The 15,454-nt window shown below is 47.4% G+C and carries 8 protein-coding genes; 2 read left to right on the top strand and 6 right to left on the bottom strand.

The window, feature by feature from the left end; all coding sequences use genetic code 11:
* Nucleotides 1–43 precede the first annotated feature (43 nt).
* The 4 genes from ACXAGP_RS10330 to ACXAGP_RS10345 all read right to left on the bottom strand — a co-directional run bounded on the left by ACXAGP_RS10330 (nucleotide 44) and on the right by ACXAGP_RS10345 (nucleotide 10,946).
* Nucleotides 44–2,824, bottom strand: coding sequence for a CHAT domain-containing protein (locus ACXAGP_RS10330; protein ID WP_475261237.1), 2,781 nt, complete (start codon nucleotides 2,822–2,824; stop codon nucleotides 44–46).
* Nucleotides 2,811–4,520, bottom strand: coding sequence for a ShlB/FhaC/HecB family hemolysin secretion/activation protein (locus ACXAGP_RS10335; RefSeq protein ID WP_475261238.1), 1,710 nt, complete (start codon nucleotides 4,518–4,520; stop codon nucleotides 2,811–2,813). Before ACXAGP_RS10335 ends, ACXAGP_RS10330 begins: the two co-directional genes overlap by 14 nt.
* Nucleotides 4,517–8,620: a two-partner secretion domain-containing protein gene (locus ACXAGP_RS10340; protein WP_475261239.1), complete on the bottom strand. Its 4,104-nt coding sequence runs from the start codon at nucleotides 8,618–8,620 to the stop codon at nucleotides 4,517–4,519. The genes ACXAGP_RS10335 and ACXAGP_RS10340 overlap by 4 nt, the downstream gene beginning before the upstream one ends.
* 154 nt (nucleotides 8,621–8,774) lie before the next feature.
* Nucleotides 8,775–10,946: an adenylate/guanylate cyclase domain-containing protein gene (locus ACXAGP_RS10345; protein WP_475261240.1), complete on the bottom strand. Its 2,172-nt coding sequence runs from the start codon at nucleotides 10,944–10,946 to the stop codon at nucleotides 8,775–8,777.
* A 230-nt stretch (nucleotides 10,947–11,176) separates the two neighbouring features.
* Between ACXAGP_RS10345 and ACXAGP_RS10350 the strand changes: the two genes are divergently transcribed.
* Complete coding sequence (locus ACXAGP_RS10350) at nucleotides 11,177–11,656, top strand: cyclic nucleotide-binding domain-containing protein (RefSeq protein WP_475261241.1); 480 nt, start codon at nucleotides 11,177–11,179, stop codon at nucleotides 11,654–11,656.
* Between the two features lie 33 nt (nucleotides 11,657–11,689).
* Here the strand turns inward: ACXAGP_RS10350 and ACXAGP_RS10355 are convergent, their stop codons facing one another.
* Nucleotides 11,690–11,932: an HP1242/YdcH family protein gene (locus tag ACXAGP_RS10355; protein WP_475261242.1), complete on the bottom strand. Its 243-nt coding sequence runs from the start codon at nucleotides 11,930–11,932 to the stop codon at nucleotides 11,690–11,692.
* 207 nt (nucleotides 11,933–12,139) lie between these two features.
* Here ACXAGP_RS10355 and ACXAGP_RS10360 point away from each other — a divergent pair, with 207 nt between their 5' ends.
* The gene (locus ACXAGP_RS10360; RefSeq protein ID WP_475261244.1) at nucleotides 12,140–13,711 is read left to right on the top strand and encodes a cation:proton antiporter domain-containing protein; all 1,572 of its coding nucleotides are present in this window, start codon (nucleotides 12,140–12,142) and stop codon (nucleotides 13,709–13,711) included.
* Between the two features lie 26 nt (nucleotides 13,712–13,737).
* On the opposite strand, the gene ACXAGP_RS10365 is transcribed toward ACXAGP_RS10360, so the two are convergent.
* Nucleotides 13,738–15,423: an AsmA family protein gene (locus tag ACXAGP_RS10365; protein ID WP_475261245.1), complete on the bottom strand. Its 1,686-nt coding sequence runs from the start codon at nucleotides 15,421–15,423 to the stop codon at nucleotides 13,738–13,740.
* Nucleotides 15,424–15,454: the final 31 nt, after the last annotated feature.

A 15,454-nucleotide genomic window follows, 5' to 3' on the forward strand; every position in this document is an offset into this window, starting at 1 on the left:
GGAATGTTTTGATGGCCAATGCTCTGCATTAGAGTCTCGCAGATCACAACCAGTTCCCGATTAATATAAATGCCGACCAGAAAAACGGGTGACGATACTGCTCCTGTTGCAGCATAGTTATCTGCGCTTCCCGCAATGCCTGGGCTTTGGTCATACCCGGCTTTTTCAAATTGGCGTAAAATTCACTCATTAATTCTACTGTAGCGGCATCTGACACCGCCCACAAAGCGCCTAAGGCGCTGCGCACTTTTGCCCGCAAAGCGATGCCACTTATGCCAAGTGGGGCGCGGTCATCACCATCAGCAGTCTGACAAGCACTCAACGTAATCAACTCTACAGGGGCCTTGCTGAACTTGGGATGATTTAACAATGCTTCCAGCTGATTCATATCCAGCACTTCATCGTAGGTCATAACAAAACTGTTTTCTGCTGAGTCGCCAAACACGCCATGGGAGGCTATGTGTACAATGTCGTAGCGATTACTGAGCATATTATCTACAAATTGCTGCTTGCTAAAGCCATCATTCACCAAGGAGTCACCACTAAAAACATTGGCAATATTATCTATTTCCTGGTCTACTCCGGGCAGTTTTAAGCGGTTTTTCAGGCGCTCCAGGCGCTGCGCTTTAAGCAGGCGCAGCTGCTCCTGATTTTCGGGTAAGGAACGCTTTAACAGACGCAGTTGTCCGGTATTGTTACTGGCCAGCAGTTGCACTGCCTCCCCTTTTGCTTTTTGAGCGGCGTAAGGTCGCTGGTAGCGCGTTTTAGTGACTATACGAAGCGGTTGTTGCGGCTCTCTTTCTTGCAAGGCCGCCACTAATGCCTGCTGGCTTGCATATTTGGCCACAATGCGCAGCGCAGCGTATGAATTGTTTTTGTCCTGGTTTTGTTGCAAAGCGATTTTGTTCACTATGCGCAATTGCTGCCTCAATTGTGCTTGCTTAGTTTGGTAATTGGATTGTTGCTTAACACCCGGGCGCTTGCTGATGTAACGCAATTCCTCTTCGTTAATGCTGCGCTTGTCTGTGACAGCTGTTTTATTAACGATTCTTAGTCTGGACAGCATGGAAATTTTGTTTTTCTCTCTCTGTCCTCTCGGCTGAGTATCTTGCTCTCGTCGCTCACGAGGGTAGGTGAGTCTGCGACTCAAGTTTTCCTGAATTTGACTGTCGGTGGCGACATTAATCGCCGCGTAAAGCCGCTCGCTGACATCATCCACAACCGGACCCGGGGTGCTCAGTCCAGCCAATAATACCTGCATCTCATCTTTATCCCGGATGCTGGTATCAAACAGGGTTAAACCCGGCGAGGTAACAATACTGTATTGCTCAATTAAGAACTGTTTTCCATCACTGATACTGGCCAGCGGCACCAGTCGAAGTGGTCCGTCAGGCAAATAAATCAAGGTGTCAATTTGATGATCTTGTAACAGGTCGTTGATGGGGCTGATCAACCAGTCGTAAAATTGGTCTGAGAGGGTGTAGTAGTATGGGTCCAGTGTGCGAAAACTGCTGGCCAGCGCAGTGGCCGCCTGGCTGATCTCTGCTGCGCCAACCGCCACGGTGCGCTGCTCTATGCGATTGGCAAAACTCACCAATATCTCTAGCCGGTCGGGCAGTAATATTGGGTAAATTGCCGCTGTTGCCTGATTGACAGCGCTTAAATCAATCTGTTGCTGATTGTCGATAATGCAGCGATTATCAAAATAGTCTTCCAGCTCAGAGCGTTTGAGCAGTTCCACGGTTGCTCTGGCCTGACGCAAATGTGCTTGTTGCGCTGAACTCTGCTGGCTTTGGCTGGCCTGCAGCAATAGCAGGTCTGTGAGTTCCAGGTAAAGTGGCTCTAGGGTTTGTCTGAACGACGAGCGACCATCCACATAGTCCACCGGAATATCCTGACGAATGGTTTCTAAATGGTTGACGGCTCGTTGCAACGCGGCTACCGCCTCCGTTAAATTACCTTGATTACGCCAAGCTTGCCCGGATAGCCATTCCCAACGGTACAACAACTCAGGTTGTTGCTGGGCGCTGTAAATGGCGTTGTTTAATAGTTTAAGGGACTCCTCATAACGTAGCTCTGTCATGTATAGCCTGGCCATCAACCCATAAGCCTGGGATAACGCAGCTTGACTAAAATACTGTTGATTTTGCAACAGGCGATTCAAGCTATTGAATATTTGCTCTTTATGGGCTGTTTTATTGGGTGCCAGTGGTAAATAATCTAATAGCAAGGAAGCCCAGTTAAGCAGCACTTCACTGCCGGAATTTACACTTATTTGTGAGATTTCCCGCTGTAATGGTGCTAGCACGTCGATGCTTTCGGGAGCACTCTGCCATTGCAGACGAGCAAGGTTGATCCCCGACTGAACGCCTAACAGTAGATCCCCTGAAAGGGCTGCAAGACTGCGGGCTTTTTGAAACCAGCGCTGTGCTTTGTCTAGGTTTTGCTGCCTTAAAAACAGATTTGCTAAATAACTGGATTGGTCGCCTGCGATAAACCACCATAGGTTTTGCTCTGCCAGAGGTTGGGTTTCGGACAAAATCAAAAAAGCCTCATTGTAACGCCTCTGCAGTAGCATGATGTTGGCTTTCAAGCCGAGGATGAGGGTGTGCTGTTTGCTCTTCAGCTGCGTCTGTTGCTGCGCTTTGTTAAGCAAGGATAGCGCCTGGGGTAATTTGCCCTGTTCCCGCAATGCTTCCGCCTGTACAAGTTGCTTACTGACGTCCGACAACGTTTGCGCTTGTAAAGCACCCATGCCAAGCAGTGCCCAGCACATAGTGAGCCAAAGGAGGTTGTGGCGAGAGACTAACTTAGAATAAATCACCGGTGATCCTCATGTGAATGCCATCATCTTGTAGAACATAATTGGCTCTGTTTTGAGGCGCCTTAATGGTATGACCATAAATCACTTCAAGTTCCCAGCCGGGGGTAAATTGCCACACCAACCCCAACCCTGCTGACCACAAAGGGCTGGCGTTATCCTGGATTTCTGAGCGATAACTGCCCTCTCCGTAATCGCTAAAAAGGTAGGCATCCAATGCGCCAAGTTTTCCGCCGTAGTCCAGGTCATCAAAGACTGGGGAACGTAATTCAATGGAGGTAATAAAGCCTTCATCGCGTACCAGTTCATTTTCTCGGTATCCCCTGACGGTGCGAGCACCACCAATGGCAAATTGCTCTAGCGGCAACAAACCATCACTGCTCAGTTGACCATCAGCGCGCCAGGTTAAGCGCAGCCCGCCCTCAAGCAAGCGAGCATACTGTAATTGCAACAGCAGTGCTGAAAAGTCGCTATCCGGTGTGAGGTTATTATTATCCGTTGCATGAAAAGCAGTGATGCCGTGGGAGTAACGCAAGTGCGCTGACCACACCTGTTTGGCGCTGCGAATACTGCCTTGTAAAGCCAGTCTCAGTGCTGACACTCTCGACAAACCGTTGTTTTCACCATAGGCGAAGGAAAAGGGCTGGTCCAACAAGCTACCTTGATTTTCTCGCACTGATAGTGTGCCTGTCACCAGCAAGGTGCGCTCAAGGCTACTGATAATAGGTTGGCTCAAGCTGATTTCGGTGCTTTGATAATCACTTTCAATATCCAGGGTTTCGATTTGTTGTTCGATCACGTCGGAATCGTTAAAACCCAATTGCACTGTCAGGCGGGTGTCGTATTTATTGAGTGGTAATTGATAGCTTAAACTGCCGCCCAATGAACCCTCTTTCATCCTGATAGAGGCAGACATAATATCGCCATGCCCTAATAAATTCAGGTAATGTCCGTTAAGGTTGAGCTGTCCTTCACCACTACTGGCAGAGCCAAAATTATCCGCCTGAATTGACAAGCCATAAGGTGTTGCAGGGGTAATAGCCAGGTCCAGAATACTCTTTCCCGGTTGTGAACCGGGGCGAAAGCGACCGTCAAATTTATCAAACAAGGGATTGTTGAGCAGTAGTTGATATCTTTCCTGGAACTCGTTCAGGTTGAAGGGCGCTGCCGGGTCAGGTAACAACCGATCAATGATGAATTCCGGATAAATATTATCCATGCCAGAAAGCTGGATACTACTCAGGCTTCCCTCTATCACCTGAAACTGAATTTGTCCGTTACGAGCCGTTTGCGCGGGTAAGATAACCCCGGAATTGATATAACCGCGTGCAATGTAAAACTGAGTTAGCTTAACTCGCATTGCCTCAAGGTCTGACGCTGAAATGGGGCGGCCAATATAGTCAGCAATATGTTGATTGAGTTCAGAGGCAGTAAACAGCGTATTACCACTGTATATCACATTGCTGAGCACAAACGACTGGCCGGTCTGATGGTTTTGAGGAGTATCCTCTTTAATTTCCGGTAGGCTAAAGGGTTTATCTTTATTTTTTTGTTGGCTGAATTGGGGTAGCTGCGGTCGCATCTCACCTACATTTGAGGTGACTTCCTGAGCTTGATTGCTCAATGGCAAAAACAGCCACAGCCATGGCCCAACCGTTAACAGGCGTCTCGCTGTGGTACTTAATCCTTTAAACCTCATGGTGCGCCGTATTCCTTATTGCTTTCGCTGTGATTTACCTGACATTCGACTACCTCACTGGACGCCAAATGGTGATGGAGTCTTGAACGGGTATTCACATCCTCAGGAGCCGAGGATTTATGTTGTACACCATTTGAATCCGGTTGTAGCCGAATTTTGATAGCGTCGCTATTTAATATCGGAGAGTTGTACTCGTCCGGTTGTTGCGCCAGTCCGCCTTTACCTGTGTTAGCCAGGGTGCTGGCATTGCCGGTATTGCAAGGATTGTTATCCAGGTTATCCAGCTGCAATACCTCAGCGCCAATACTGGCCAATTCATCACTCAAATCAAATTCCAAGGCACCAATATTAACATCGCCGCTTACGCCATCCGGTGCCGCTGCCTGAATGACATTGATGCCGCTATTTGGCGAAAACACCAGGCGTTCTTCACCACCGGATACCAGACTTTGATTACTGACAATCAGAAAATCTGCACCTATGGTGATATCGCCACCAGTAAAATCTTGTCCCCCCGTGTTACCTTGAATAAAGCCGCCTTCCATTAATATGAAATCAGTATCTATGGCAATGTTGCCACCGTTACCGTTATTGCTTACAGAGGTGGTAACCAAGCTGTCTTCCATGAAAAACTGTTGGGTCATTAGATTGATATCACCAGCGTCAGCATCAACCGCTGACGAAGTAATTTGAGCGTCAGTGAGGGCAGTTCGGTGAGTAACTTGTATATCAATATCTCCGGCGGCGATGTTGCCACTGCTACCAGAGGTAATATTGGCGTTGTTGGCCATGAAAAACTGATTGCTGCTCAAGGTAATACTCCCGGCCTCGCGGGATTCATCGGTTTCCAGTGTGGCGCCAGTATCCACCGCAATTAAGCCGCCGCTCAGGTTAATGGTATCCGTGGCACTGATTGTGATATTTCCGGCAGCTCCCGTTCCTTCCAAACCCACCTGACTGGAAATATTCGCGGCGCGAATGTCATCATTATTGTGGTTCATCGCCAGATTATTGGTGTGAATGATGATGTCTCCCGCGTCTCCGGTGGCAAAAGAACTGGAATTAATTTCGCCGCCATTGCTCACTGTCAGGCCATTCACGTTGATGTTAATGACTCCGGCATTACCCACCGCATCGAAGTCCGAAACGGTGGTGATGCCCGTAGATAACAGTTCATTGGAGCGAATATCGATAATCGCTGCCCATTCAATGAGATCGTCATCATCCAGCGGCAATTCTTCGAATTCGTCCGGGAGATCTTCAAATTCGTCTTCAACGTATTCAATGTATCTTTCAAGTGATACCTGATTTTGAGCATCGATGATCAGTTCACCTGCGCTGAGGTTAACGGTCCCGGCATCACCGGTCGCACCTAAGGTACTGGATGTGATTTGCCCGCCCGCAGTGAGTAGTACGGTATCTACCACATCGATATTAATCTCCCCCGCAGTGCCCCGGCCCAAAAGTGAGGTGCTGGAAATGCGGGTTGGGAATCCTTCTCCGGATAAGGTCAGATTCTGCGCTGAGATGGTAATCGTGCCCGCTTCATCGGCCAAAATACTGTCGGAAACAATGTTACCGCCTTCGGAAAGGGTTATATTCCCGCTCACCGAAATATTGATATTGCCGGCATCTGAGCGGGTGAGGGCGGCGGTACTGGTAATGGAGCCCAGCTCGGAAATATCCAAAGAACCTGCGGTAATGGTGACATTACCTGCGGCCCCGCCATTGAAGGAATCAGAAGCAATGGCTCCTTCATCAGTAATAGTGACGTTCCCGGCGATCACCATAGTGACATCGCCGGCATCTCCCGCTCTAAAACCTTCCCCTTCTGCTTTACTCTCGATTTCGCCACCTTCCATATAGAAGTTGGCCGCTTCGATATAAACATTACCTGCATTGCCCAGGCTTTCACCTTCGGTTTTAATTTCAGCTTCACCAATCAGGACCATATCGCCGCTTAAGCGGATCTCAATATTGGCGGCATTTCCCGAAGAAACAAATTCTTGAAGGTCATCTTCTTCGACGGGTATCTCTTTATCTGTAGCACTACTGCTGATGCCTGTATCGCCAGAGTCATCGATAGCCGACATAGATAATGAGCGAGCATTAATAAAAATATTACCTGCATTGCCGGCATTTTCCGTATCAGAGGTAATGTTGGCACCATTAATCATCTGGATGTCATCCGTTACGTTAATGATGACTGTACCTGCATTGCCTCGGGAGCCAGGTCCGGTTGTTGAACTGTTGATACCGGAACGCGCCCTTTCGTTATTTGTACCGGTCATATAGAGGCTCTGCGCGTTGATGGTCATATCACCCGCATCACCTGCACTATTGGACAGTGTGGTGACAAAGGCATTGCCCAGAAGATTCACCGCACCTTCGGAATTAATGATGATATTACCCGCGTCCCCTGTCGCGTCAGGGCCTAAAGTATTGCTGCCGATGGTAATGGGGGTTTCACCATCCTCACTTTTTAGATATAGGCTACCCACATTGATGGAGATGTTTCCGGCATCACCATTGCCGGTGGTCACTGATGCAATTTCTCCGCCCGACTCAATGCGCAACTCGCCTGCGATATTCAGTTCAATATCCCCTGAATCCCCTTCCGGGGCATTGTCCAAATCGTCTTCAGTACCACTTAAGCTTCTAATGCCGGGTCTTGCAAGCGAGTTGGGATTATTTTCATTTCCAGTGATGGTCAGGCTGTTTGCCGTGATCTGGATGTTTCCTGCATTGCCACTGCCCAACGTCATGGCATTGAGTTGGCCGTTGCCGATTAGCTGCAATTCATTGTCTATTGCAATAACCAAGTCGCCGCCTTGGCCACTGCCTGCCGTTAATGTGGTTACGCCTACATCTGCTGTGGCGGTAACGGTGTCAACCAGCATTGAACCCGCGTGAATTTCAATATTGCCACCCGGGCCATTCTCTTGCGTAACATTACTGATAGTGGCGTTGTTGAGAATTTGTAGTGAATCTGCAATTTGTAGTTTGATATCGCCGGAAGAGCCGAAGTTAATATTATCAGGTGGCGGTGGTGGCATGGTGCCATCTGGAGGTGGAGGTGCATCACCTGGTGGTGGCCTGCGTACCTTTGATTCTGAGGACAGCACGGATTCATCTTGTTCTGTATTGCCGTCACTGGTGAGGGTGAGGGTGTTCGCTGTAATAAGCACATCGCCGGCCCGACCCGAGTTATTGGTTTCGGTTCTTATCAGACTATTTGTTATCACCATGTTCTCAGCAACAACCTCAATACCCGTCTGGCTATCCAAATCTCCCGTGTTCTGTACGGCAATCTTGGTTTTATAGGTGTTCACGTCTGAACCTACAATAACAAGACTGGCGTTGCCATTGCCCTCCAGTTTGATTTCTGATTGCTGGAAATCAATACTTCCATTACCGGTTAACTGCGGTGCATCAAGGTTCTGTGTTGTGTCACTATTACCTGTGGCAATCAAACTTAACTCACCGCCTCGATATTTTATTTCACTGGATGCTGCGCTGATGTTTGCGGCAATAAAAGCCACTTGCTCGCCGGCTTCGATTTTCAGGTTACTGCCATCAAATACAATACTGCTGGCGTGTTCTCCTAAAAAACCGAAGCTTTCAGGAGCCGCAATGGAAAGAGTGCTATTGGTTTCGGTATCGGCAGAAAATACTCCGCCATCAGAAAAATTCAGCTGTTGCGCGGTAGAGACGTAAAATGCGCCGGGCACGTCCACTTTTGCGCCTTCGCCAAACACCACGCCAGCGGGATTAATAAAATAAAAGTCAGCTGTGCCAATTTCCGATTCAATTCGACCTTGAATTTGGCTTGGGGTACCGCCTGTAACGCGACTAATGACATTACTGATGCTGTCGCTGCCGGTGAAGGTGGCAGACTGGTCAATTAACAAGTCGAATTGACTGAAACTGTGGAACAGGTTGTTGCCACTTAATGTGCCTAAAGACTGTTCAATGGTGTAATTGGGGCCTGACAGGTCGGTTGCTTCACCCATAGTACCATCAGTGATCACTTGTGCAGATGTTGTAGCACCAAACAATGCGCTACTTAAAGCGAGGGTGAGTTTCGATTTGCTCAGCATAGTCAGGCCGATTCCGTTTGCATGATACTGTTTATGAGTATATCTAATCACAGGCTAAAATCATTGCCTGAATGTCAAAAGTCATGCTTTATCACAGATGATGAATTTATAACTGCACAAAGTTCATTTTTTGTCATTAATCCCCGTATTTGCACTATTTTTCTTTGAGCAAATAACAGGTTTGTTTCGCATCCCACAAACCTTGTTCTTGCCAGTGCTCAAGTGTGGCTTTGTCCAGAGTGAAATCTTTGAGATTGTCGTGCCATGGGGGCGCCGCACCTTCATGAAAAGCCTTTTGCCAGCCGAGCCAGGCATCAATTTTTTGCGGAGCAAAACGCGGGTCGTTGCGCTCTCCCAAAGCATAAACTCCAATGGGAGCATTGCGGCCTTTTACCACGACATTAGCGATGAAGCGAACCGCAAGCTCAAGCTCTTGGGCAGGCTTTACCAAGTCTTCTGTGATCAAGATTTCGGTATTAAAATAGCGAGTCAGGCTTTCAACTCGGCTAGCCAAATTGAGGGGATCCCCCAAGCAGCCAAATTTCTGGATCCCGTTTTGCGGCCCCAGATTTCCCATCATAACCCGGCCGCTGGTTAACCCGATACCCGCGCCGATAAAACCAGAGATAGTGGTCAGCGTTTCTGCTGGAATTTCAAAGGTTTTGTTTTCCGCCAAGGTATTAAAAAAATGTTGTTGCCTACGGGCCATATCTATCGCGCCGCGCAAGGCCAGGCGCTGCTGTTCAATCAAGGAGGTGCCTTGATGAACAGGCCAGTAAAAACACACCATGTCGCCCACGTAAGACTCTAGCCAACCAGAGTACTGATTTTGTGTCGACAAGGTGGTTTCTTCAAAGTACTGATTTAACAAGTGAAACACATAGGCGGGATCTTTCAGTTCACTGGTCACATTGGAGTACTTGGCGATATCACTCATTAGAATGACGGCATCGATATGCTTGTGCACAAACTTCTTATCGCCTTTGTACTTAAGCAATAGACTGCGTATCTGAGGGGGAATGTATTGCGCCATGAGTTTGGCCTTAGCGGTTCCCAGGGAAATATGTGTCGCTAAAACCAATACAGTGCCAATCCCTGCACTGGCTACACTGGCTGCAACTGGCCATAGCTGTGTGGGTATTGAAACAAAACATAGAAAACAACTGCCAGCTAATACCAATATTGGTGCCATTAACGCAATAACGGTACGCGCATAAGCGCCCAATAGTACGCCGATGAAACTACTGACCAATAGTAACAAGAGGCGTTGTCCCAAAGCGGGTCTCACTGGTGCATCGCCTTGCATTGCTGTCTCTACCGCATCGGCTAAAAACTGAGGTCCAGAGATAAACTGGCGCGGTGAGCCAAAAGCCGAAAGCATTGGGGTTACTTTGATATCGGTGGCTTCTGTAGGCTCAGTTAACTGCAATATCACCACCCGATTTTCAAAGCGCTTTTGCATATCCGCTGTGGCTGTGAAAGGCGCGCAGGAAACCAGTTCACTCAGTGGAGTGAGGGGCTGTTCCGGGCGTTCAGAAAACTGCTGTTTAGGATGAGAAAAGCGAATTCGTTTGCAAGGTTTATCTTCACATTGCTCTGTATGACTAAGGTCCGGTGTCAGCTTTAAGCGCTCGCCTTGCAGTTTCGTCACTTTGGGGATCACCGCCTGCTCAGCCAAATTCATCCAACGAAATGAGGCGTTGAAGGCACCTTCACTGCGTTTGTGTACCGATGCGTCTGCGATGAGCCTGTGCAACTGTTGAGTATTGTTTTCCAGCTGGAAAAAATCCACTGGCAATAGCGTTTCGCCAAAGTAATTTTGTAAAAGGTTGATGGTGATGAAGTCGTCGTTTTCGGCAAACTGAGGGCGCGCAATAAAAAAGCGTTGAAACTGCGCTTCGCTTAAATTGTCAAAGGGCACAAGGTTGGCCGAGGCTTGCCAGCGAAATTGATTAGGCAGCCCATCTTGTTGGTATTTCTCGATACAAGTTGCATAGCTGGTGCGATGATCATATTCATACAGAACGGCATCCATAAATACCGCAGTGGCACCCATTTCGAACACACGTTGTGCCGCAAGCGCATAGAGCGGGAGTGTCTGGCGGCGACTGACAAAGCCCGGAATACCGGGATCCAAGGCTACGAGGCTAACGTGTTGCCACTCATTTCCGGCGTTGTGGACGACTGCTGCATCATGGAAAAAAGCATCAAACCGCGTTTCCAGTTTAGAATCAAACAGCAAGCCAACGCTGAAAGCAACGAAAACGAAAATACCTAATAAAAGCGGCTTCCTGATGGGCAATGGATGTCGAAATCTGTGCAGCAAAGTAAACCCTAAGCGTTTTAGTATTATCCAGTAGGCTAGTTCATCACTGATTGGGCAAAAAACTGCTTACTACAATCTTTGAACTTGGCCTATTATTGTATACAGTGCATTGACTGTCACTGCAAAGGTAAGCTGTAAATTGGGTTAGTAATGGTGAACTTGCTCAAAACACAGACTTATCTGACTTTACAACCTTTAATGGAATCTCGGGTTAATTTTACTAAATAATTATGAAGCCGCTGTCCTACCAATCAAAATTAAAAGCTGTTGATGTCATTCAACGGTTAGACTTTTTCAAGGGCATTTCTAAGTTTGATATCGCCAGTCTCACCAAATCGGAACAGCTTTTCTGGTTTGGTGAGCGCGATGAGACCATCATGCAGGTGGGGGAGCCCGATGATAAAAGTTTTTATTTGGTGCTTACCGGCATATTGGATGTTTACGACAAAAAGAAGAACTTTATCCGAGAGTTAAAAGGCGGGAGTTTCTTGGGTGAAATTGGGTTTATATTGGGCGAAACTCGCACTGCTACCGTCATAGTCCATGAAGACTGTATCCTGATGCGCATAACTCAGGAAGAAATGAATAAGTTTCCTCTGGGCATGAAGGACAAGATAAAAGATAAGATTATAGAAGGCCTGGCTGCCAGAGTGCTTTCCCTTAACAAAACCTGTGCCGTCCTGTACGACAATATCCGCAAAGGGTCATAGGCCTACATTGAATGAATGCAGGCCCCGCACCATTTACTGACTTTTCTTGATAATCGCCAGCAGCTCATCTTTTAATAACAGACGCTCTTTCTTACGCTCGTGCAGATAATCGTCAGACGTATTTTCAGCACCCACTTCAATGCGATGAATCTCATGCTCAACGTCATTGTATTTTTCGTGAAGATTACGGAAGTGATTGTCGTTCATCTTCAAATTGTGGATCTGATCTTTAAACTCCGGTAATTCTGCGGCGAGGCTGTGGTTTTCAATGCTCATAGTGTTTAGCTCCATTGCTGTCGTGTTCTTTTTGATGACTACAATTCTAAAGCGCCGGAAATTCGGATTTTTTGATGTCGATCATAAATCTCTATTTTTACTGATATTTATCTCTATTGTCCGGGGTTACCCGCTAGCCTGACCAGGGGGTTTTTGAATATACTAGTGCTCGACAAATTTACACGATCGAGTTATTGGAAAAGGGCTATGGATTTTATCTGGATATTTTTTGCGTTTGCCTGTGGTTTGGCCTGCCGCCTTGCATCGTTACCCCCTTTAATCGGCTTTCTCAGCGCCGGTTTCATTTTAAATTATATGGGAATGGAGCCCGCTGCCGGGCTGGAAACTCTGGCTAATCTCGGCATCACCTTAATGCTGTTTACCATTGGTTTAAAGCTTAACGTAAAACAGTTATTTAAACCTGAGGTCTGGGGCGGTACCGCAGGGCCCATGGTGCTGTGGGTGAGTTTGTTTTCTATTTTCAGCTTGCTATACGCCACTTTTGGCCTGAGCTATTTTGCTGGACTCGATTTAAAAACCGCCGCTTTATTGGGTTTTGCCCTGAGTTTTTCCAGCACGGTTTGTATCGTCAAAATACTGGAAGAAAGCGGTGAAATGAAAACTCGCCATGGCAAATTGGCCATTGGCATCTTAGTTATGCAAGACATTCTGGCTGTGGTATTTTTGGTTTTGGCTACAGGCAAAATTCCCTCTATCTACGCCTTGGCCCTGCTGGCATTGCCCTTGATTAAGCCTCTGTTGGATAGACTAATCCATGCAGCGGGGCACGGTGAGTTGTTACCTTTAACCGGCTTTTTCCTCGCGCTTGGTGGTTATGAGCTGTTTACCCTGGTTGGGGTTAAAGGCGATTTGGGCGCGTTGATTTTTGGTTTGTTACTCAGTAGTCATGTGAAAGCCTCTGAGCTGTCCAAAGCGCTAATGGGTTTTAAAGATTTATTCCTGATTGGCTTTTTCCTGTCCATTGGCTTTACTGCCTTACCCACCCTTGAAATGCTGGCGATGGCAGCGTTCATTTGCATCTTGATCCCTTGCAAGTTCCTGTTTTTCTTCTTCTTGATGACACGATTAAATTTGCGCGGCCGTACTTCTTTTCTGAGTAGCTTGTCCCTCAGCAATTACAGTGAGTTTGGCTTGATCGTCGCCGCATTGGCGGTGGCAAACGGTTGGTTGGGAGATCATTGGCTGGTTATTTTAGCCATCGCGGTTTCCATCAGCTTTGTGATCAGCAGTATCGTTTATCGCCACGCCCACCGTATCTATACCAGCAAAAAATCCTGGATTAATAAATTGGAAACCGATACTCGCCTGGCAGAAGATCACTATGCTCAACCGGGAGACGCCAAAGTTTTAGTGGTGGGTATGGGACGAGTGGGCAAGGGCAGTTACCAGGCATTGCGTCATACCATGGGGGATGACGTTTGGGGAATTGATGCTGAAAGTGAACGTATTGAAACACTCCAGAGAAAGGGCTACCAGGTGATTTGCGCTGATGCCGAAGATATCGACTTTTGGGAGTCTATTGAACTGTCACATATTCGCTTGGTGATGCTGGCTTTACCTGCCACGGACGACATAATTAACGTTTACGAGCAATTGGAAGCTGCGGGTTTTGACGGCGAAATAGCCGCTATAGCCCGGTATAGTGATGATCGCAAAAAGTTGGAACGCTCTGGCATAGACCATGTTTTCAACTTTTATGCTGAGGCTGGCGCGGGTTTCGCTGAGGAAAGTAAGCGCTTAATCTCAGGTGCAGTGTAATTATTTTTACCCTGCAAGCATAGACACTAGCTTGCGGGGTGCGTTACTTCACCTTGATAAAACGGTTTGCACTGCGAAGCTGAGTTTTTTAGGGTTTTAAGCAAACCGGAAATAGGGGCTATAGCTGAGTCTAACAAAGATTGCGCTATGGCACTGGAGGGATTGGACATAGCGCCGTTCAGCGTTTGTTTGATATCTGCGCAACCCGCTTTGTCTAGCAGTGCAAAGGTAAAGTCCTTGAAGGTCTTTTGACCGGGATTTACCTGACCATCAAACGCCAGGCGATATTCATCGGTGGCCAACGCCGTGTTTTTAAACAGGATTGCGCCCTTATCCATAGCACCATTCACTTGTAATTGAGGGATCAGTGTTTCACCACCAGAGGTAGCCGCTCCCGCACCCAAATCAAACATATTTGCAGCTAAAATCCCGATAGGGCCTGTCACCAGGAAACTGCCAACGTCCTTCCAGTCACTTTCTTTACTGTCTTTAAAGCCTTTCACAATTTTATTGATGTCGATCCCGGTAAGCTTTCCGTTATTCAGGCCAATGGCGAAATCACCGGAAAGGCTTTGCAACAGGCTATGTGGATCTTCAAGTAGGCCGCGAGTATCCAATAATCCTGAAAGTTTTATATTGCCTGAAGGGAGCACTGGCGAATCCTTCAGCAAACCTTGAAACTCATCCATATTGATTTGACTGTCATTAATTTGCAGTTTGATGACTTTCTCGCCTTGCTCACTGCTAATAATCGACTCCAGATCCAGCAGGCTTTTTGCAGTGTCCAGGCTCATCTTCAACTCACTGGAAAGGTTGGCAATAAGACTTTGTGGATTGGTCAGTTCGCCTTGTGCATTGATGTTACCCGCCAAGCTTAATAAGCCCTGTAACGGTATGGGAAGCTCTGGTGCCAGTGGTGCGAAATCCTCCAGGTTTAGCTTGCTGTCTGCTATCGCCAGTTGAATATCGGCTTGTTCTTTCGGATTTTTAATGGTCCCCGAAAGTGCGAGCTGCGAGGTTTGGGAGTTCAGTTCAAAGCGCTGGATATTGATGGTTTTTTCGGTAGCCATGATATCTGTACCGATCTGGCCAAAGTTTGCCCCTTGCGCGCTTATGTTCGCAACGCTGAGATTCGCGTTAATCGGAGCCTTATCCTGCAAGAGGACTATTTCAGCATTCTCCGCGATGTTCAGGTTTTTAAGAGTTAGCGTAAGGTTCTCAATCAGAAACTGTTGCAAGGCTGAGGTGTCTCGGAAGCTGGCATTTTCAATACTGATTTTCTTGACGATGATGCGATTGACCGGCAACGGTTCTGGCTTACCTTGTGGTTCGGGAGTGGAATTTTCTGCTTGTGTCGCTAACCAGCTGTCGAGCGCCTGCATATCGATGTCAATACGTGGTGCCAGAAGGCGAATTTCGTTGACCACTATGTTTTTGCTGAAGGCATCCAGCACATTGACATCCGCGATTAGCGTCCCTATGTCACCATTGGCGATTGGACCAGCAAGTTTTATGTCATTGAGTTTTATTTTCCCTGGTGTTAGCAAACTGTGTTCGATAACAGTAAAGCTGATACTGTGGCTTTCGACATCTTCGAGATAAGGGGTTGCCTGTCCCTTAAACCAGTTGGCATCCCAAGCAAAAATGATCACCAGAATGAGCAGAAAAGGCGCTGAGATTAAGCCAATTAGCGTTTTTTTGCGGGCATTCATGGTGGGGCAACTCCGGTTTTAATGATCAACC

This window comes from Planctobacterium sp. AWM4_229 (genome assembly GCF_056160305.1).